Here is a 17,239-nt window from a genome sequence, read left to right as displayed (position 1 = left end):
CTCTAGTTTGAGGCTTGTACGTATAGTGTGAGATGCTGACCGGGCTGGATGTAAGCTTCCTTGCTGAGCGTGTTCCAGCGGACTATATCATTCACTTTAACGTTGAAGTTGCCGGCAATTCGAGCTAAGGAGTCCCCTCGCTTAACCTTGTAGCCAAGTTTCTGAGTTGAGTCCGCTGAGGGTGATAGCAACACAAGCTTTTTACCGACGCTGAGTGTGTCCCTTGTCCCCATGTTATTCCAGCTGGCAAGCTGCCTGATGTTGACGCCATTGCGCTTGGCGATGGTCCACAACGACTCGCCTGAGCGTACAGTATGATATCGCTTAGTCGTCGCAGTTTTGCTCTTGCTGGCGTAGTCACTGTTAGCGCCTAATGAAGTGCCATCATTGTTTAGTGGAATCATTAACAATTGGCCGACACGTATTAGGTTGCCATTGATTTTATTGACGGTTTGTAGTGTCTGTACGGTTGTTTGGTGCCTTTGTGCAATCAGGCCTAAGCTGTCGCCACTTCGTACCTTGTAGTGATCCCAGCTTACTCGCTTGCTAGGGTCAAGCTTTGCCAGCTCACGTTGAAAGTTGTCGACGTTGTCAATCGGTATCAGTAGCTCATGACGGCCGTGAGGATCGGTGGCCCAGCGGTTGAAGGCGGGGTTTAATTGGCGCAATTGCTTGTTAGGAAGCCCTGCCATTTTGGCGGCCTGGGAAATATCGATCTGGGAGCCGACATCAACGGCGACAAAGAAAGGGGTGTTATCAACTGGGGCTAAAGTAATGTTGTAGCGTTGCGGGTGGCTAAATATCTCCGCAAGTGCAAGCAATTTAGGTACATAGCGCTTAGTTTCCCTTGGTAGAGAAAGTGACCAGTAATCCGTAGGCTTGCCGGCAGCACGATTTCGCTTTATAGCACGGTCAACGGTTCCCATGCCTGAATTATACGCGGCTAATGCTAGCGGCCAGTCACCATCGTAGCGTTTTGTGAGCTCTTCGAAGTAACTGAGTGCGGCATCTGTCGATGAGATAATATCTCGGCGACCGTCGTACCACCAATCTTGTTTTAAGCCAAATATACGGCCTGTGTTAGGCATGAACTGCCACATACCAGAAGCCCTAGCGTAGGAGTGGGCAAATGGGTTGTATGCGCTTTCGATGACCGGTAAAAGAGCGAGCTCCATTGGCAGGCCCTTCTCTTCAATTCGATTGGCGATATGAAACAGATAGGGTGACGCTTTCTTGCTGATACGTTGGAGGCTGTGCGGTTTATGCTTGAAGGCCGCAATCTGAGCTTGTACTTCTGGGCGGTTGAGCTCTCGATCTAACTTAAAATTGTCACGAAGGCGCTGCCACACATCATCGTAGTAAACTGCTTGATAATCGTCTCCCTGTTGTTGCTCACTGGGGCGGCAATTATTCTTCGACTTAACGGTGTAACGACTCTGTTGCTCATCGAGTTTAAACTTTTCGTCTTTAACTGTTGTCAGATCGCTATTTTGTTTGATTGGACTACAGGCAATGAGAATAGTAATGCTCGAGCAAGTAAGTAGCCGAATAAAGGGGCGGCTAATGTTAGGCAATGTCTATAACTCCCAAAGCTGCAATGATGAAGCTTTTATTATTTATCCCATTGAAAATCAGGATTTTCTTAAGGCTAAAAGTGATTCTTAAGTTCTCGTATGGCGGCAAAAGTTGCCACGCTGTCGGCTATTTTAGCATCATTTGGCAGATTTGCCGCCTTAGTAATTTCTCTGATATGACAGCGAAGGAATGGGTTGCTGGCAAGTTCTTCGCCAATCGTGCTCGGAAGCGTTGATAGCTCTTGCCTGCGCAACTCCTCAGTTTCGGTTAAGCGTTGCTTTAGAATGTCATTATTAGGTTCTAACGTTAGTGCAAAGCGTAGGTTGCTTAAAGTGTACTCGTGAGCACAATAGACGCGGGTATCACTAGGTAAGTCTGCGAGCTTCTGCAATGAGTGGTACATCTGCTCACTGGTGCCTTCGAACACCCGCCCGCAGCCTCCGGCAAACAGGGTATCACCGGAGAAGAGAGCTTTAAGGTGGCGGCTGTAGTAGCAGACATGATCGAGGGTATGCCCCGGTACAGTGATAACATCAAATGTATGGCTGAGAATATTGATTGAGTCGCCGCTACTGACAGCCCGGTTCCCCTCTTGGTAAGGGCTGTTGGCTGGGTAGATGATATCGATAGCACCGTATTTTTCGCAGAGTGCTGCAATCCCCCCCACATGATCAAAGTGGTGGTGTGTGACTATAATCATCTTCAGCTGTAACTGATGCATCTCTAAATGCTCTATCACTGGCTCTGCATCACCTGGGTCGACGATGACGGCGCTGTTGGTGTCGTCGAGTAGCCAGATGTAATTATCGCTGTAGGCCTTTATTGCGCTGATATTTAACATAATTACTTGCTCTTTCGGGATGGCAGAGGCTGTCGTTTAGAAGGATCGATGGAATCATGGTCTACACATTAATGTTATATATTATGCTTAGGCATAGATTGGTGGATCCCACTCAATAATCTTGCCATTATAGCAACTTCTGGCCAAGTTTAAGGAGGTATTGTGAGCGGATATCGGTTTAGAGCCCCTAGGCCATCATTAGAACAAGCCCAGCCAGCATTACAGGCCTGGTATGAGAGTGTCTATGGCCAGCACATACTCTGTCAGGAGCAGGCGCTAGTCGGGGACTTGCTGCGGCAGAGCTACGGCAACATGTTGTTACAGTTAAGCACATACGGTAAGGCTGAGCTTTACAGCGAAAGTCGTGTGTCGGCTAATTATTCGCTCAGCTGTTTTCGTGAGGGGAGTCATGAGGGGCATATGGCTATCAGTGAGTTTGAGTCATTGCCAATAGCGACAGAGTCAATGGACGTTGTTGTCCTGCATCATGCTTTAGAGTTTTCTATGCACCCGCATCAAATTCTTCGAGAGGCACAACGTATTTTGCTGCCCCATGGCCGTATCATTGTTGTAGGAATCAACCCGCTCAGTATGTTGGGTCTGGAAAGCCGGCTTTTAGGTATAGGCCAATCAGTAAAGGCAAAGGCTGGTCCTATTTCGGTGTCACGATTAGATGATTGGTTGCACCTGTTAGGTTTTGGTGCACCCAAGTTACGTTACGATTGTTATGAGGCCCCTACCAACTTTAAGCGACTGCTTAATAGCTTTGTTTTTCTTGGGCAGCTAGCGGCAAGATTTCAGCTTCCTGGAGGAGGGGTCTATATAGTGGAGGCAGTCAAAGAGGTGCAGCGAATGACGCCTATTAAGCCTTCTTGGCGACGTTTTCAGCGAGGCTTTGATATTCCTGTAATGGGAGGGGTCGCGACCTCAAAAGCAGCGAAACAAAGTAGCCGTCGAACGAATAAAAGTTGTTGATATTTTTGTGGGGTAGTTTTTGAAAGATATTGTGATATTTACTGATGGTGCCTGTAAGGGTAATCCGGGGCCAGGGGGGTGGGGGGCGATGCTTCGCTATAAAAGTCATCAACTTGAAATCTGTGGCGGCGAAGCGAGTTCTACAAATAATCGTATGGAGCTGATGGCGGCGATTGAAGGCCTGACTGTGCTGAATGAAGCCTGTGTCGTTACTTTAACGACAGACTCTCAGTACGTACGCAAGGGGATTACCGAGTGGGTAAAAAACTGGAAGCGTAATGGCTGGAAGACAGCAGCTAAGCAGCCGGTTAAAAATGCTGATCTTTGGCAGCGGCTTGATGAGCAGGTACAGCGTCATCGTGTAGAATGGCGCTGGGTGAAAGGCCATAGTGGTCACCCTGACAACGAACTAGCCGACCGGCTAGCAAATCTCGGCATTGATAAAATAGGGCAGTAAAATATGCGGCAGGTGTTTTTAGATACAGAAACAACAGGGTTGGAGCCTGAACTTGGCCACCGTATTATTGAAATTGGTTGTATTGAAATGATCGATCGTCGGTTTACAGGGCGAGAATTTCACGTCTACATCAATCCTCGTCGTAAAGTTGACGAGGGTGCGGCACAAGTCCACGGCATTAGTGATGAGTTTCTTCTCGATAAGCCTTTCTTTGAAGACATAGTAGATGACTTTATGGCTTTTTTGGCAGGCCCGAATGGTGATGACAAGGCTGAACTACTTGCGCATAACTCCCCATTTGATATGAAGTTTATCAATCATGAATTGAAGCTTAATGGCTACCGCCATAAACCTATCGATGATAGTTGGAAGGTAACTAACACCTATGCCATGGAAGATATGGTCACTGGGATGAAGACAAATACAACGTTAGATCGACTGGTTAAGCGTTACGCAGAGTTCCCTTTCGACTATAAGTCATTACACGCCAACCCGGGTGCTAACGGTAGGGGTAAGCCACTAACGCTGTCAGAGTTAGCAACTGTACGTTCCCCTGATAACCACGGTGCGTTGCTCGATACCGAGATGCTAGCTTACGTCTATCTAGCGATTACAGGTGGGCAAGTAAAACTCGGCCTTTCGTCAGATGGTACTGCTTCAGGGCAGGTGACAGGAATCAGCCGATTAACGACCGCTGATGATTTACCTGTTTTGATGCCTACTAGTGAAGAGATTGAGTCGCATGAAGCGTATTTACGAAAATTAGATAAGAAGAGTGGCGGTAAGTGTGTCTGGTTTCAGAATTAACTTACAAGAATAAAAAAAGCCCCTGAAACTTAGTTCCAGGGGCTTTTTTCTTTGTCTACCAAGCCTCTATAGTAAATAGAGTACCGATAATGCGGCAACAGTACTCATTACGATGGTGTAGGGCAGGGCCATTATCACCATGCGTCCATACGATAACCTAAGAAGAGGCGCGATCGCAGAGGTTAACAAAAAGAGGAAGGCGGCTTGCCCGTTCGGTGTGGCGACACTTGGGATGTTGGTGCCAGTGTTAACCGCTACGGCAAGCGCATCAAAGTGCTCTCGGGTAATGGCGCCACTATCAAGCGCTGCTTTTACCTCGTTGATATAAACCGTTGCTACAAATACGTTATCACTAATAGCTGAAAGGAGGCCGTTGGCTGTGAAGAACATAATCGGTTGAATCGAGGGATCTAGCGAAAGCACATAATGAATAATGGGCTGGAATAGGTGTTGTTCATGAATGACGGCAACAATAGCAAAGAAAACAATCAAAAGTGCGGTAAACGGTAGGGCCTCTTCAAAGGCGCTACCAATTTGGTGTTCTTCTATGATGCCGTTGAAAGCCGTTAGTAATACAATGACGCTGAGACCAACGAGTCCAACCGGTGCCATATGTGTTGCCAAGGCGATAACAAGATAGACGGCAACGATTGCCTGAACGAAAAGCGCAGACTTATCACGAAGTGTTCTTTCTTTGGCCCTTACTTGCTCTCTCTCTACTAGAATGTTTCGTACAGATTCGGGCAGCTTTTGACCGTAACCAAATGACTTAGTAGCTTCAAGCGCTATAACCGTGACTATCCCAGAGATGAATACTGGGATGGTGACGGGGGCCATGACGAGAAAGAACTCGATGAAATTCCATGAGGCTTTTTCAGCTATTAATAGGTTTTGTGGTTCGCCGACAAGAGTACAAACACCTCCAAGTGCGGTACCAACTGCGCCGTGCATAAGTAAGCTGCGTAGGAAACTGCGGAACTGCTCGAGGTCTTGGCGGTAAAGGTCTGTGACCTCTGAGTCGTCATTGGGTTTGGCCCCGCCCGATGAGGCCACCTTGTGATAGACATTGTAGAAGCCAAAAGCAACGGTAATAAGAACGGCAATGACTGTGAGCGCATCAAGGAAAGCAGAGAGGAAGGCTGAGAGTAGGCAGAATAATAATGATATTGCTATTTTTGATCTGACACCGAGGATAATCTTGGTAAATACGAAGAGAAGCAGGCTTTGCATAAAGTAGATGCCTGCCACCATAAACATTAATAACATGATGACTTCAAAGTTACCTAAAGCCTCATGGTAAACAGCCTCTGGTGAAGCCATGCCAAGTACTATAGCTTCTATCGCTAGTAACCCGCCTGGTTGAAGAGGGTAGCACTTTAGCGCCATTGCTAAGGTGAATATAAACTCTCCTATTAACACCCAGCCAGTGACAAAGGGGCCGGCGGTCATTAAGAGGATTGGGTTAATAATCAACATGGTAACCATGCTGAGTTTGTACCACTGTGGTGCTTGCCCCAAGAAATTTCGGGTAAAAGCTTGGGTTAATGTGTAAGACATGACTTGTCCTTAGACTGTGAGCTCGTTTCGTTAGTAGGCTTTGGAAGTATAATAGGCTATATGGACGCTATATGGGAGGTACATCACCGCGCATTATGGGGGCTATTTGGGAGGTGCATCACTGCTCATTGAATCACCGTTTAGTACTACAGTTGTTGCGATTATCAAGAAACTGAGTGATTATGCCATGAGTTATCTGGGCGAAAGAAACTCCGAAAGGTAAGAAAGACTGTTTTATTGAGCTTAAACATTAAAATAAAGAACTATTTGAGGATGAAAAAGACCGTGTCATTTGCTATGCCGTTAAATATGAGTTCTGTTGCGCTGGTTCATGAAGAGACCCAAAGTAGGCTTGTGAGTACACTGTCTATACTCGAATCTTATTTACAGGATCGCAGTCAAGCTGAGCTTATAACTGAGCTGCACTCAGGGCTGGATCAACTGAGTGGGACCTTTATGATATTGCAGTTCCACGGTGCAACAGAGCTGGCGGCACTGCTAAAGGACGTGATTGGCCTTCTTGTTAAGGGGCAAGTCAAGCTTACTGAGTCTGTGTTAGCTTCGATTGGTCATGCTATCTTCGTTTTGCCTAAGTATGTTGATTATTGTATTAGCCAGGAGCATTGTTATCCGGTAGTGCTCAATGCATATATCAACCAACTTGCTATATCGGCTAAGCAGCCAATTCGCTGGGAGTACCAAAGCCTTAACCTTAACCTGTTAAGTATAAGTTGCGATGAGACGGCGCTCGATACCGCTGAGCAGAAAAAACTACAACGATTACATCATATGTATCAGGTTGGCTTGCTTGGGCTATATAAAGAGAAAAACCAGCAGCAGTACGGGCGTTTAATGGCTCATGTGTGTCAGCGAGTGCAGGCTATTGACTCTATGAAGGCTGCTCCCTGGCGGCTTTCTGAGCTTGTTTTGACGGCTGTTTCGAGTGGGAAGCTGAAACTCAATTACACTCGGCTACGTTTGTTTATGGCCCTCGACGGATATTTACGTCAATTATCGAAAGGTAAGGCTATCGAAGTCAGCCAAGAACATGCCAATGAGTTAGTTTATCTGCTTAGCGTTGTGGGCTCGAAGTCGACTGTTATAACTGAAATGTTGCGTCAGTGTGGCACTGTTAGGTTGGGTTGGGCTGATAGTGATTATGTTGAGCACTTCCACAACATTGTTGGTCCTGGCAGAGAGACAATTGCCGTTTTGTCTGTTTCTTTAAGAGAGGAACTGCTGCAGGCGCGCGACATTCTGGAGTTAGTTAGTCAAACAGGGGTGATGGATGAATGGCCGAGACTCTTGCAAATTATCACCAAGACAGAATCTATTCTTTCTTTCCTTGGTTTAAAAGATATGGCCAAGACTCTTCGTCGGCTGGTTAATGATTTAACGGCTTGTGGTGAAGGGGGAGGGGGCGATAGTGATTCCTTGTTAGAGGCTGCGAGTACCCTACTTTATATTGAAAGTGCAGTTTCAGTTTTGAAGTCGTTACCCAGTGAGGCTGAAGAGGCTAAAACCGTTAGCCAGGAAGGGCAAAATGATGTCATTGCAAATGTATTGCTACAGGAGGCTACTGAGATTGTAGTGAAAGAGGGCATCTCTTCGATGACACTGGCCAAGCGTGCAATAGCGAGCTACGTCGAGTCAGATTTTGATTATAGTCATGTAGCTAACTTGAGCAAAACACTGAGCGCGGTTGCTGGTTTTCTTAATATGTTGGAGTATGATGCAGCAGCGAGCGTGCTGGGTCAGTGTAATCGTTTTGTACTAAGTCTCGAGCATTCAGGTAATGATTGTGACGAAAGAAAAGTGCAGATCGAGATCTTGGCTGATGCGATGATTGGTGTGGAGTACTATATTGCAGAGTTGGCTGCAGGTGGGGCACCCAATCAAGATTTGCTAGTGATTGCTGAGCAGGGTGTCGCTGAATTATTCGAGGTTGAAGCATAATGAGTTTGACAATACAGCAATACTTGATACCAGTTTTGCTGCTTATTTTCGCATTGGTAGCCTTAGTCTATGCACTTCGGATGCTGTGGTTGAAGTCTTGGTTTATCGGCATGATGCGGGGCATGTTTGGTGTCGCATTATTGTTTGTCGTTGGAGGCCTGCTACTAACGGCTAAAGACCTCTTAACGTATAAGCATTTAGCAGGTGAACAGCTAGTCGCCACCTTAAGTTTTAATAAAAACCTTAATGGAAGTTACAATCTTGATCTAACAGATGCACAAGGAGACTCTAGGTCATACCTACTTTGGGGTGACCAATGGCAGCTCGATGCGAGGGTTGTCAAATGGAGTAATAATATCCCGTTAGCACCAATGTTTAGGCTAGAAAGGTTAAGTGGCAGATACTTTTCTATCGAGCAGGAGGTAAAAGCGCCTAAATCAGTATATGCTCTTGCCGATGATAACTATGGCGTTGATGTGGGGAGGCTAATTCAGCATTACTCGTCAAGCTTCCCTTATTTGGACGCCACATATGGCAGCGCCACGTATATGCCAAGCGTTGATGGCGCTCTTTTTGAGGTTTATATGGGCTCTACGGGGCTTATTACCCGCGCTATCAATGAGTCTGCGAAGCAGGCTGTAGGCAATTGGCAATAACTTTTAGCAAGTGAGTATGGAGTAAAAGTGATAGATTTTTTCTTAGAATATGGCCTTTTCCTATTGCAGGCAATCACCATTGTTGTTGCAATTGTTTTGACGGTTGCAGGGGTGGTCGCCGCCTCAAGTCGAACGCCCAAGGGTGAGGATGGCCAGATAGAAATAAAGTCCCTCAACGAGAAGTACGAAGGACTAAAAGAAGACTTGGATCTAGTACTGCTTAGTGATGACGAACTGAAACAGCAGGCTAAAGAGCTGAAAAAGAAGGCGAAAGAAGAGAAAAAAGCGCGGAAAAGCAACGAGGATGATGATAAGCCGCGAGTGTTTGTTTTGGACTTCGATGGTGATATAAAAGCCTCTGCTGTTGATACGTTGCGTGAGGAGATTAGCGCTGTCCTGCTTGTTGCAAAGGAAAGTGATGAGGTTGTCGTTCGATTGGAGAGCGGCGGCGGAATGGTTCATGCTTATGGGTTGGCGGCCTCGCAGCTAGCAAGGATAAAAAGTGCGGGCTTGAAGCTGACTGTCTGCGTTGACATGGTAGCGGCGAGCGGTGGTTATATGATGGCTTGTATCGCCGATCGAATTTTGGCTGCACCTTTTGCGGTTCTCGGCTCTATCGGTGTGGTTGCGCAGCTTCCTAACTTCCACCGTTTATTGAAGAAAAATGACGTTGATTACGAGACTTTTACCGCTGGTGAGTTTAAGCGAACTGTAACAATGTTCGGAGAGAATACTGAGCAGGGTAAAAGCAAGTTCACAGAAGAGTTAGAAGACACTCATGTGCTGTTTAAAGAGTTTGTGGCACAGAATCGACCTATTGTTGACATGGATAAAGTAGCTACAGGTGAGGCCTGGTTCGGTCTACGAGCATTAGAGCGCCATTTGGTTGACGAGCTGATGACTAGCGATGAGTTTCTAATGAATATCCGTAAGACGGCTGACGTCTTTAAGGTCGGCCTTGTCGAAAGAAAGACCTTGGTCGAGAAATTAGGCGTTGGGGTTCAACTCGGGGTCGTTGGTGCTGTTGAGAAAGTGGCGACACAGTGGATTAATAGCCGCTTTATGCGTTAGAGTGGCCTATACCTTATAATCTTCATAAAACACCTGTTTAATAAAAATAGGAATAACAGTCAGTGAGTCAGTATGAATAGAATTAGTGTACGCAAGCAATCTGGTTTCTCTCTCATTGAGATCATGGTTGTCGTAGTCATCATAAGTGTTCTAGCGGGTTTGATTGCACCAAATATCATTGGCAAAGCAGCTGAAGCGCGGGTGACGGCAGCCAAAGTTGATTTAAAGAGTATTGCTCAGTCTCTAGATGCCTATAAACTGGATAATTTTCATTACCCCAGTAGTGATCAAGGCCTGCAAGCGTTGATCACCCAGCCTGATGGCAGCCCATCAGCAAAAAATTGGCGTAAAGGTGGCTATATTCAGGGAAAGAATGTACCCAAAGACCCTTGGGGGCTTGAGTATCAGTATCTGTCGCCAGGTGTCGACGGTCCTTATGACTTATATTCGCTTGGCGCGGATGGCCGTGAGGGTGGTGAAGATGATAATGCAGACGTTTCTGTCTGGGATGAAAGTTAACGGCCATAACGCTACTGCGTAACGTAAAAAAGGCTCGACACATTTGTGTTGAGCCTTTTTTTTGTACGTATATAATTCTATAAGTGACTCTTGCAGGAGGTTGGGCTATCTGTGTAGGTATTCCGGTGTTGCTACAATGTGCATTGTTAAAGGCGGCTAAATTGTGAAGCGATTGAGTATCATTTATCACAGTCAAAGCGGTGCGGCGGAGTCGCTAGCGAAGGCTGCCTATCTTGGGGCGAAGCAAGAGGATTCGGTTGAAGTTGTATTGATACGTGCGATGGAGGCAGACAGCGTGCAGTTGAGCTCGAGTGATGGCGTGCTCTTTGTTACGCCGGAAAACTTTGGTGGCATGTCGGGCGGGCTTAAAGACTACTTTGTTAGAACCTACTATGTGCTTCTCGAACAGCAGCTCAACATACCGTATGCGCTCGCCGTTAGTGCGGGGAATGATGGTACGGGGGCAGTGCGAGAAGTTGAGCGGATTGCCCAAGGCTACCCTCTTAAGAAGGTTGCTGAGCCGGTGATTGTTCGTGGGCTGCCAGATGATGCAGGGTTAGAGGCTTGTAAAGAGCTAGGACAAACAATGGCGGTTGGTATGGCTTTCGGTATTTATTAGTGAGTGAGAATTGTTTGTCGGCAGATAAAGTTAAGATCGGCGCGGTGGTGTTGGCAGCAGGCCACTCTCGTCGTTTTGAAGGGAATAAGCTGCTGCTGCGGATGGAAGATGGGCGAACAATGCTTGAGGTTGTTGTCGGACATCTGTTGAGGTTGGACACCGTTGTTGCTGTAGTAGTTGCTAGAGCTAATTTAGAGCTTATTGATCTCTGTCAGCAGTTACAGGTTGAAACTATTTTTATTGAATCTATAGGTGAGACTGAGAAGCGTGATATGAGTGTCTCGGCGCGGGCTGCAGCTAATTATGCAATCGAACAGCGCTGGGTTGGTATGCTGTTGTGTCTTGCTGATATGCCGTTTATAGGCTCGGACACTTACCAAGAAATGATTCGTCAGAAAGGTTTGTCACGCGCGAGCTTTAAGGGGCGCCCGGGTCATCCGGTGTTCTTTCCTGCTGATTTACTGCCAGGTTTTTCGCAGCTGTCTGGCGATGTGGGGGCTAAGGCGATCCTCGATAGCAATGCTGATCAGCTGTCGTTAATTGATATGGACGATGCGGGCGTGTTGTTCGATATTGATACCAGGGAGCAGTGGGATGTTCTTATGAAGCGTTATGTTGTCGGCTGAGCAATTCGATAAAGGCCTTTGCAGCATTCGATAGGCTACGCTCTTGATGATAGATGTAACCGAGGTCACGACTAATATTGATGTCTGCTAGCGGTAATGGCTTGATCTCTTCGTCGAGCATGGATGCTGGTACCACGCTCCATCCTAGCCCTATAGATACCATCATTTTTATTGTTTCTAGGTAGTTGGTCGCCATGCTTGAGTTAAGTTTGAGCTGACGCTCGGCGAAGAGGCTGCTAACAATTTGTCCGGTGTAGGTGTTTAGACCGGGGAGGATCCCTCTGTGCTGACTAAGTTGTTCAAGCGTTATCTCTTCCTCATTAAACAGCGGGTGTTGCTGGTTGGCGACAAAGACAAGTCGGTCGGTCCATAGCTTGTGTTGTACGATGGGGGGCTGTGGTTTTGGTGAGAGGGTGATGATGGCAAGTTCTGCTTCTGCGTGCAGCACTTTCTCGTAGGCTTTTTCGGAGTCGATGAAGTCTATATCTAATACAACCTCCCGATATCGATCTGCATAAGATTGCAGCAAGGTTGGCATTCTATGCAGTCCTATGTGATGGCTAGTGGCAATATGTAGTAGTCCACCAACCTCGCCGGAAAGGTCTTGGATTTCTTGACCTGCTCGTTCCAGCTGGTCAAGTATCTTATTGGCATGTGGCAATAATACTCGGCCAGCCTCAGTTAATTGTACGCGCCGACCGACACGGTCGAACAGTTTGCACTCTAGTTGAGCCTCCAGCGCAGAGATGCGTTTGCTTATTGCCGGCTGAGTTAAGTGCAGCTGCTCTGCTGTTTCAGAGAACGACCCGGTTTTAGCAATCTCTGCAAAGGTTTTGAGTGCGAAGCTATCCATGATTGATTCTCGGCGTTCATGAAGAAAAGTTATGCTAAATATGAAAATTATGAATTTGTTTTATTTTAACTGAGCAGATAATATTCACAACAGTAAAAATGACTAAGTGAGTAGCTGCCTTATGCTGCTTAGCGTTATTGTTGATGATGTAAGCAGTGATGAATTTGTGTGGAGAGAGAGTGATGGCCGGTAAAACCCTTTATGACAAGTTATGGGATTCGCATATCGTTAAGGAGCGTGATGACGGTACAGCTCTCATTTATATTGATCGTCAGCTATTACACGAGGTGACTTCGCCGCAGGCTTTTGAAGGGCTAAGGCTTGCGGGGCGCAAACCGTGGCGTTTAGCGGCGAGTCTGGCAACACCTGATCACAACGTGCCGACGACTCTCGTTGAGCGTAAAAAGGGTTTAGAGGGTATAACGGACCCAGTCTCCCAGATACAAGTAAAGACCCTCGATGATAACTGCCGTGATTTCGGTATTGAGCAGTTTGGCATGACCGATGTACGCCAAGGGATCGTGCACGTAGTAGGTCCTGAGCAAGGAGCAACGCTTCCTGGTATGACCATTGTGTGTGGTGACTCCCATACAGCTACTCATGGTGCTTTGGGAGCTCTTGCCCACGGTATTGGCACCTCTGAGGTCGAGCACGTGCTCGCAACAGGTTGTTTAATTCAGAAAAAAATGAAAAACATGCTTGTGCGTGTCGACGGCCAGCTAGGTTCTGGTGTGACCCCGAAGGATGTCGTATTAGCCGTTATTGGCAAGATTGGTACTGCAGGCGGGAATGGCTGTGCCATTGAGTTCGGTGGCCAGGTCTTCAAAGATATGAGCATGGAAGGGCGAATGACAGTTTGCAACATGGCCATTGAGGCGGGCGCGAGGGTTGGAATGGTCGCTGTCGATCAGACTACGATTGATTATGTTAAAGGCCGCCCCTTTGCGCCAAAAGGTGAGTTATGGCAGAGGGCGTGCGAAGCCTGGTCAGATCTTGTCAGTGACACTGGTGCAGTCTTTGATGAACTTGTCGTACTTGATGGCGCGAAGATTCAGCCTCAGGTGACCTGGGGGACCTCGCCTGAGATGGTTTTGCCTGTTGACGGCAAGGTGCCTGCTATTGCAGACGGTAAAGATGATAGTGAAAGATCTGCGATCACACGCGCCCTCGAGTATATGGGCTTGACCGAAGGACAGTCTATTACAGATATTCAGTTGGATAGGGTCTTTATCGGTTCGTGTACTAACTCGAGAATAGAAGATCTTCGTGCGGCGGCAGAGGTGGTTGAGGGGCGCAAGGTTGCAGGCAACATCATCGAAGCACTGGTAGTGCCGGGCTCTGGTTTAGTGAAGGCACAGGCAGAAGAAGAAGGGTTGGATAAGATTTTCATAGCAGCAGGCCTAAAGTGGCGTGAGCCCGGCTGCTCTATGTGCTTGGCGATGAATGCCGATAAGCTAGGGCAGGGTGAACACTGTGCATCGACCTCAAACCGTAATTTCGAGGGGCGTCAAGGCTTTGGCGGGCGAACCCACTTAGTAAGCCCGCAAATGGCCGCAGCAGCTGCGGTCACCGGGCATTTTGTCGACGTTCGTGAGTTAATGGCGTAATTAAGGAATCTATCATGCAAGCATTTACAGTAGAGAAAGGTATCGTGGCGCCAATGGATCGCGCCAATATTGATACGGATATGATTATCCCTAAGCAGTTCCTTAAGTCGATTAAGCGTAGTGGTTTTGGTAAGAACCTTTTTGATGAGCTGCGTTATCTTGATGAGGGGCAGCCTGATCAAAGTTGTGAGGGGCGGCCTTTGAATACGGAGTTCGTTTTGAATCAGCCTCGTTATCAAGGTGCCCAGATACTTTTAGCACGAGCAAACTTTGGATGTGGATCTAGTCGTGAGCACGCTCCATGGGCGCTTGGTGACTACGGGTTTCGTGCGGTTATAGCCCCAAGTTTTGCTGATATATTTTTCAACAACTGCTTTAAAAACGGTATATTACCAATCATTCTAGATGCTGCTGTTGTTGATCGCTTGTTCCTCTATGTCGAGGCGAGCGAGGGGGCGCAGCTGGCGATCGATCTAGAGCGAAAAATCGTCGCACTGGATAATGGCGAAGAGATAGCCTTTGAGGTCGATGACTTTCGTCGCCATTGCTTACTTAATGGGCTCGATGACATAGGTTTGACGCTTCAAGATAGCGATCTAATCAAAGACTTTGAGTCAAAGTCGCAGCAGCAATCACCTTGGTTGTTCCGTTAAGCAGAATGTACAGTAATTAGTCGGCGCGCATGGTGTGCTGACCATCTAATCAATAGTGAGTGATATATGTCTTCTAAAATTCTAGTGTTGGCGGGTGATGGCATTGGCCCAGAGATCATGGCCGAGGCAACTAAGGTGCTGAGCTTTGTTGATAATAAGTTTGGGTTAGACCTTCATGTTGATGAAGCGCTGGTGGGCGGGGCGGCTATCGATGCTGAAGGTTCTGCCTTGCCAGAGCGTACTTTCGAGCTCGCGAAAGCAGCTGATGCTATTTTGCTTGGTGCTGTCGGCGGCCCAAAGTGGGATAACCTTCCGCCAGCTGAACGACCAGAAAAAGGCGGTTTGCTGAAAATTCGCGCAGAGTTAGATCTGTTTGGTAATCTTCGCCCAGCTATTCTTTATCCTCAGCTTGCTGATGCTTCAAGCTTGAAGCCAGAAGTCGTTTCGGGTCTCGATATTCTGATCGTTCGAGAGCTCACGGGGGGTATTTATTTCGGTGGGCCTCGAGGTATTCGTACGCTGGATTCCGGTGAGCGTGAGGGCTTCAACACTTATGTTTATAGTGAGTCAGAGATTGTGCGGATCGGTCGTCAGGCTTTTGAGGCCGCGCGCAAGCGTGGCGGTCGTCTGTGTAGCGTCGATAAGGCGAATGTACTTGAAGTGACGATGTTGTGGCGTGAGGTGATGGAGGAGCTTTCTAAGGACTATCCGGATGTCGAACTTAGCCATATGTATGTTGATAACGCGGCAATGCAGTTGGTTCGAGCGCCGAAGCAGTTTGATGTCATTGTCACCGGTAATATGTTTGGCGATATTCTTTCTGATGCGGCCGCGATGCTGACGGGCTCGATAGGGATGTTGCCTTCCGCCTCTTTAGACATTAATGGTCGAGGAATGTATGAGCCTTGTCACGGCAGCGCGCCTGATATTGCCGGCCAAGGTAAGGCCAATCCGTTGGCTACCATCTTGTCAGTTGCGATGATGTTGCGTTACTCGTTGGCACAGATAGAAGCAGCTGACTTTATTGAAAGGGCCGTCGAGAAGGTACTGGACAAGGGTTATCGTACCGGTGATATTTTCTCCGAGGGCTGCAAGCTTGTATCAACTTCTGAGATGGGTGATGCCGTTCTGGCAGCGTTAACTGCACAATAATAAGTGTCCGTATAAAATAAAAGGCCGCGATCGAGGATGGCGGCTCCCCGTAACGGGGAGATGGAGGATGTATGAAGAAAGTAGGTTTTGTCGGTTGGCGTGGCATGGTGGGCTCTGTTTTGATGGGGCGTATGCTTGAGGAGGGTGACTTCTCAGATATTGAGCCTGTCTTCTTCACGACCAGTAATGTAGGTGGCCAGGGGCCTGATGTAGGTAAGGCCGCACCAGAGCTAAAGGACGCGACTGATATCGATGAGTTATATCGCATGGATGTCATCGTCTCTTGCCAAGGAGGCGATTATACCAAGCAAGTCTTTGCGCCATTGCGTTCAATGGGGTGGGATGGCTATTGGGTTGATGCAGCTTCTTCTTTGCGCATGGATGAGTCCGCCATTATCGTCCTCGATCCTGTCAATGATGATGTTATTCGCGAGGGCTTAAAAGACGGCGTAAAGAACTTTATCGGCGGCAATTGCACTGTTAGCTTGATGTTGATGGCGATAGGCGGCTTGCTTAGAGAAGGTCTCGTCGAATGGGTGAGCGCGCAAACTTATCAGGCGGCATCGGGCGCTGGCGCTCAGAATATGCGCGAGCTGATAACTCAAATGGGTTGTATTCGTGATGCCGTGGCTGAGCCGTTAGCTGATAGTCGTTCAGCCATACTCGATATTGATGCTAAAGTTGCTGAAACTATGCGAGCGGAAGGCTTCCCTACCGATAATTTTGCTCATCCACTGGCCGGCTCTTTATTGCCATGGATTGATGTGGCGGTTGATGACGGTCAGAGTAAAGAAGAGTGGAAAGGACAGGTCGAGACCAACAAAATCTTGGGACTTAGCGACTCGCCTATTGCAATCGATGGAAACTGCGTTCGCATTGGTGCGATGCGTTGCCATAGTCAAGCATTGACGATTAAACTCAAGAAGGATATCCCCCTCGAAGAGATTGAATCCATTATTGCGTCGGCGAATGACTGGGTTAAAGTTGTGCCCAATCTACGCGAAGAAACGCTTCTTGACCTGACACCTACAGCTGTTACTGGTAACCTAACGATACCGGTTGGCCGCTTGCGCAAGATGAAGATGGGCGGGGAGTATCTGTCGGCGTTTACAGTCGGTGATCAATTGCTCTGGGGGGCTGCTGAGCCGTTACGTCGAATGCTTAGGATATTGATGCAGAATCAATAGTATTGCAAAGGCGTCCAGCGTGCTGAGACGCCTTTTTTGTTGCTAGCCTTGCCGTCTCCAACTGGTTGTGATGTGATGTGGCGAGTCAAGTGTTCTATTTCTCGACGATTAAGTCATTGGCTTGATGT

17 protein-coding genes are annotated in these 17,239 nt (G+C 47.6%); 13 read left to right on the top strand and 4 right to left on the bottom strand.

Going from position 1 to position 17,239, the window contains the following annotated elements; genetic code table 11:
* Positions 1–2: 2 nt before the first annotated feature.
* Together EDC56_RS12850 and gloB are read right to left on the bottom strand one after the other, a co-directional pair.
* On the bottom strand, positions 3–1,574 hold the full coding sequence (locus EDC56_RS12850; protein ID WP_123712985.1) for a lytic transglycosylase: 1,572 nt from the start codon (positions 1,572–1,574) through the stop codon (positions 3–5).
* Between the two features lie 74 nt (positions 1,575–1,648).
* Complete coding sequence (gloB, locus tag EDC56_RS12845; RefSeq protein WP_123712984.1) at positions 1,649–2,416, bottom strand: hydroxyacylglutathione hydrolase; 768 nt, start codon at positions 2,414–2,416, stop codon at positions 1,649–1,651.
* 162 nt (positions 2,417–2,578) lie between these two features.
* On the opposite strand from gloB, the gene EDC56_RS12840 reads away from it, so the two are divergent.
* Genes EDC56_RS12840 through EDC56_RS12830 form a run of 3 tightly spaced genes read left to right on the top strand, consistent with a single transcriptional unit; the run spans position 2,579 to position 4,655 of the window.
* Entirely contained in the window at positions 2,579–3,391 is an 813-nt protein-coding gene (locus EDC56_RS12840; protein WP_123712983.1) for a class I SAM-dependent methyltransferase, read from the top strand.
* A gap of 19 nt (positions 3,392–3,410) precedes the next feature.
* Positions 3,411–3,848, top strand: a complete 438-nt coding sequence (gene rnhA, locus EDC56_RS12835) for a ribonuclease HI (protein ID WP_123712982.1) — start codon at positions 3,411–3,413, stop codon at positions 3,846–3,848.
* 3 nt (positions 3,849–3,851) lie between these two features.
* Positions 3,852–4,655 (top strand): exonuclease domain-containing protein, encoded by an 804-nt coding sequence (locus EDC56_RS12830; RefSeq protein WP_123712981.1) that lies wholly within the window; start codon positions 3,852–3,854, stop codon positions 4,653–4,655.
* 66 nt (positions 4,656–4,721) lie between these two features.
* Here EDC56_RS12830 and nhaB read toward each other — a convergent pair whose 3' ends face one another.
* Positions 4,722–6,212, bottom strand: coding sequence for a sodium/proton antiporter NhaB (gene nhaB, locus EDC56_RS12825; RefSeq protein ID WP_123712980.1), 1,491 nt, complete (start codon positions 6,210–6,212; stop codon positions 4,722–4,724).
* A 354-nt stretch (positions 6,213–6,566) separates the two neighbouring features.
* On the opposite strand from nhaB, the gene EDC56_RS12820 reads away from it, so the two are divergent.
* From EDC56_RS12820 to EDC56_RS12795, 6 genes are all read left to right on the top strand, one after another.
* Positions 6,567–8,168 (top strand): FimL-related protein, encoded by a 1,602-nt coding sequence (locus EDC56_RS12820; RefSeq protein WP_148059410.1) that lies wholly within the window; start codon positions 6,567–6,569, stop codon positions 8,166–8,168.
* On the top strand, positions 8,168–8,824 hold the full coding sequence (locus EDC56_RS12815; RefSeq protein WP_123712978.1) for a cation/multidrug efflux pump: 657 nt from the start codon (positions 8,168–8,170) through the stop codon (positions 8,822–8,824). The genes EDC56_RS12820 and EDC56_RS12815 overlap by 1 nt, the downstream gene beginning before the upstream one ends.
* A 30-nt stretch (positions 8,825–8,854) precedes the next feature.
* Complete coding sequence (gene sohB, locus EDC56_RS12810) at positions 8,855–9,895, top strand: protease SohB (RefSeq protein WP_123713335.1); 1,041 nt, start codon at positions 8,855–8,857, stop codon at positions 9,893–9,895.
* Between the two features lie 72 nt (positions 9,896–9,967).
* Positions 9,968–10,414, top strand: a complete 447-nt coding sequence (gene gspG, locus EDC56_RS12805) for a type II secretion system major pseudopilin GspG (protein WP_123712977.1) — start codon at positions 9,968–9,970, stop codon at positions 10,412–10,414.
* A 163-nt stretch (positions 10,415–10,577) separates the two neighbouring features.
* On the top strand, positions 10,578–11,033 hold the full coding sequence (locus EDC56_RS12800) for a flavodoxin family protein (protein WP_211333685.1): 456 nt from the start codon (positions 10,578–10,580) through the stop codon (positions 11,031–11,033).
* Entirely contained in the window at positions 11,033–11,659 is a 627-nt protein-coding gene (locus EDC56_RS12795; RefSeq protein ID WP_123712975.1) for a nucleotidyltransferase family protein, read from the top strand. Before EDC56_RS12800 ends, EDC56_RS12795 begins: the two co-directional genes overlap by 1 nt.
* On the opposite strand, the gene EDC56_RS12790 is transcribed toward EDC56_RS12795, so the two are convergent.
* Positions 11,634–12,512: a LysR family transcriptional regulator gene (locus EDC56_RS12790; RefSeq protein ID WP_123712974.1), complete on the bottom strand. Its 879-nt coding sequence runs from the start codon at positions 12,510–12,512 to the stop codon at positions 11,634–11,636. The two genes, EDC56_RS12795 and EDC56_RS12790, sit on opposite strands and share 26 nt — an antisense overlap.
* A gap of 182 nt (positions 12,513–12,694) precedes the next feature.
* Between EDC56_RS12790 and leuC the strand changes: the two genes are divergently transcribed.
* The 4 genes from leuC (at position 12,695) to asd (ending at position 17,111) form a co-directional block, all read left to right on the top strand.
* The gene (gene leuC / locus EDC56_RS12785) at positions 12,695–14,119 is read left to right on the top strand and encodes a 3-isopropylmalate dehydratase large subunit (protein ID WP_123712973.1); all 1,425 of its coding nucleotides are present in this window, start codon (positions 12,695–12,697) and stop codon (positions 14,117–14,119) included.
* Between the two features lie 14 nt (positions 14,120–14,133).
* Positions 14,134–14,772 (top strand): 3-isopropylmalate dehydratase small subunit, encoded by a 639-nt coding sequence (gene leuD / locus EDC56_RS12780; RefSeq protein ID WP_123712972.1) that lies wholly within the window; start codon positions 14,134–14,136, stop codon positions 14,770–14,772.
* A gap of 66 nt (positions 14,773–14,838) precedes the next feature.
* Complete coding sequence (gene leuB, locus EDC56_RS12775) at positions 14,839–15,924, top strand: 3-isopropylmalate dehydrogenase (protein ID WP_123712971.1); 1,086 nt, start codon at positions 14,839–14,841, stop codon at positions 15,922–15,924.
* 71 nt (positions 15,925–15,995) lie between these two features.
* Positions 15,996–17,111: an aspartate-semialdehyde dehydrogenase gene (gene asd / locus EDC56_RS12770; RefSeq protein WP_123712970.1), complete on the top strand. Its 1,116-nt coding sequence runs from the start codon at positions 15,996–15,998 to the stop codon at positions 17,109–17,111.
* The last annotated feature ends 128 nt before the right edge of the window (positions 17,112–17,239 follow it).

Origin of the sequence: Sinobacterium caligoides (assembly GCF_003752585.1) — a bacterium.
GTDB lineage: Bacteria > Pseudomonadota > Gammaproteobacteria > Pseudomonadales > Sinobacteriaceae > Sinobacterium > Sinobacterium caligoides.
This window is presented reverse-complemented; position numbering and strand designations above follow the sequence as displayed.

Coding starts and splice junctions, on each gene's coding strand:
- gloB (WP_123712984.1), bottom strand. CDS start 2,416: ATGTTAAATATCAGCGCAATAAAGGCCTACAGCGATAATTACATCTGG.
- EDC56_RS12830 (WP_123712981.1), top strand. CDS start 3,852: ATGCGGCAGGTGTTTTTAGATACAGAAACAACAGGGTTGGAGCCTGAA.
- nhaB (WP_123712980.1), bottom strand. CDS start 6,212: ATGTCTTACACATTAACCCAAGCTTTTACCCGAAATTTCTTGGGGCAA.
- EDC56_RS12815 (WP_123712978.1), top strand. CDS start 8,168: ATGAGTTTGACAATACAGCAATACTTGATACCAGTTTTGCTGCTTATT.
- gspG (WP_123712977.1), top strand. CDS start 9,968: ATGAATAGAATTAGTGTACGCAAGCAATCTGGTTTCTCTCTCATTGAG.
- EDC56_RS12790 (WP_123712974.1), bottom strand. CDS start 12,512: ATGGATAGCTTCGCACTCAAAACCTTTGCAGAGATTGCTAAAACCGGG.
- leuC (WP_123712973.1), top strand. CDS start 12,695: ATGGCCGGTAAAACCCTTTATGACAAGTTATGGGATTCGCATATCGTT.
- leuD (WP_123712972.1), top strand. CDS start 14,134: ATGCAAGCATTTACAGTAGAGAAAGGTATCGTGGCGCCAATGGATCGC.
- leuB (WP_123712971.1), top strand. CDS start 14,839: ATGTCTTCTAAAATTCTAGTGTTGGCGGGTGATGGCATTGGCCCAGAG.
- asd (WP_123712970.1), top strand. CDS start 15,996: ATGAAGAAAGTAGGTTTTGTCGGTTGGCGTGGCATGGTGGGCTCTGTT.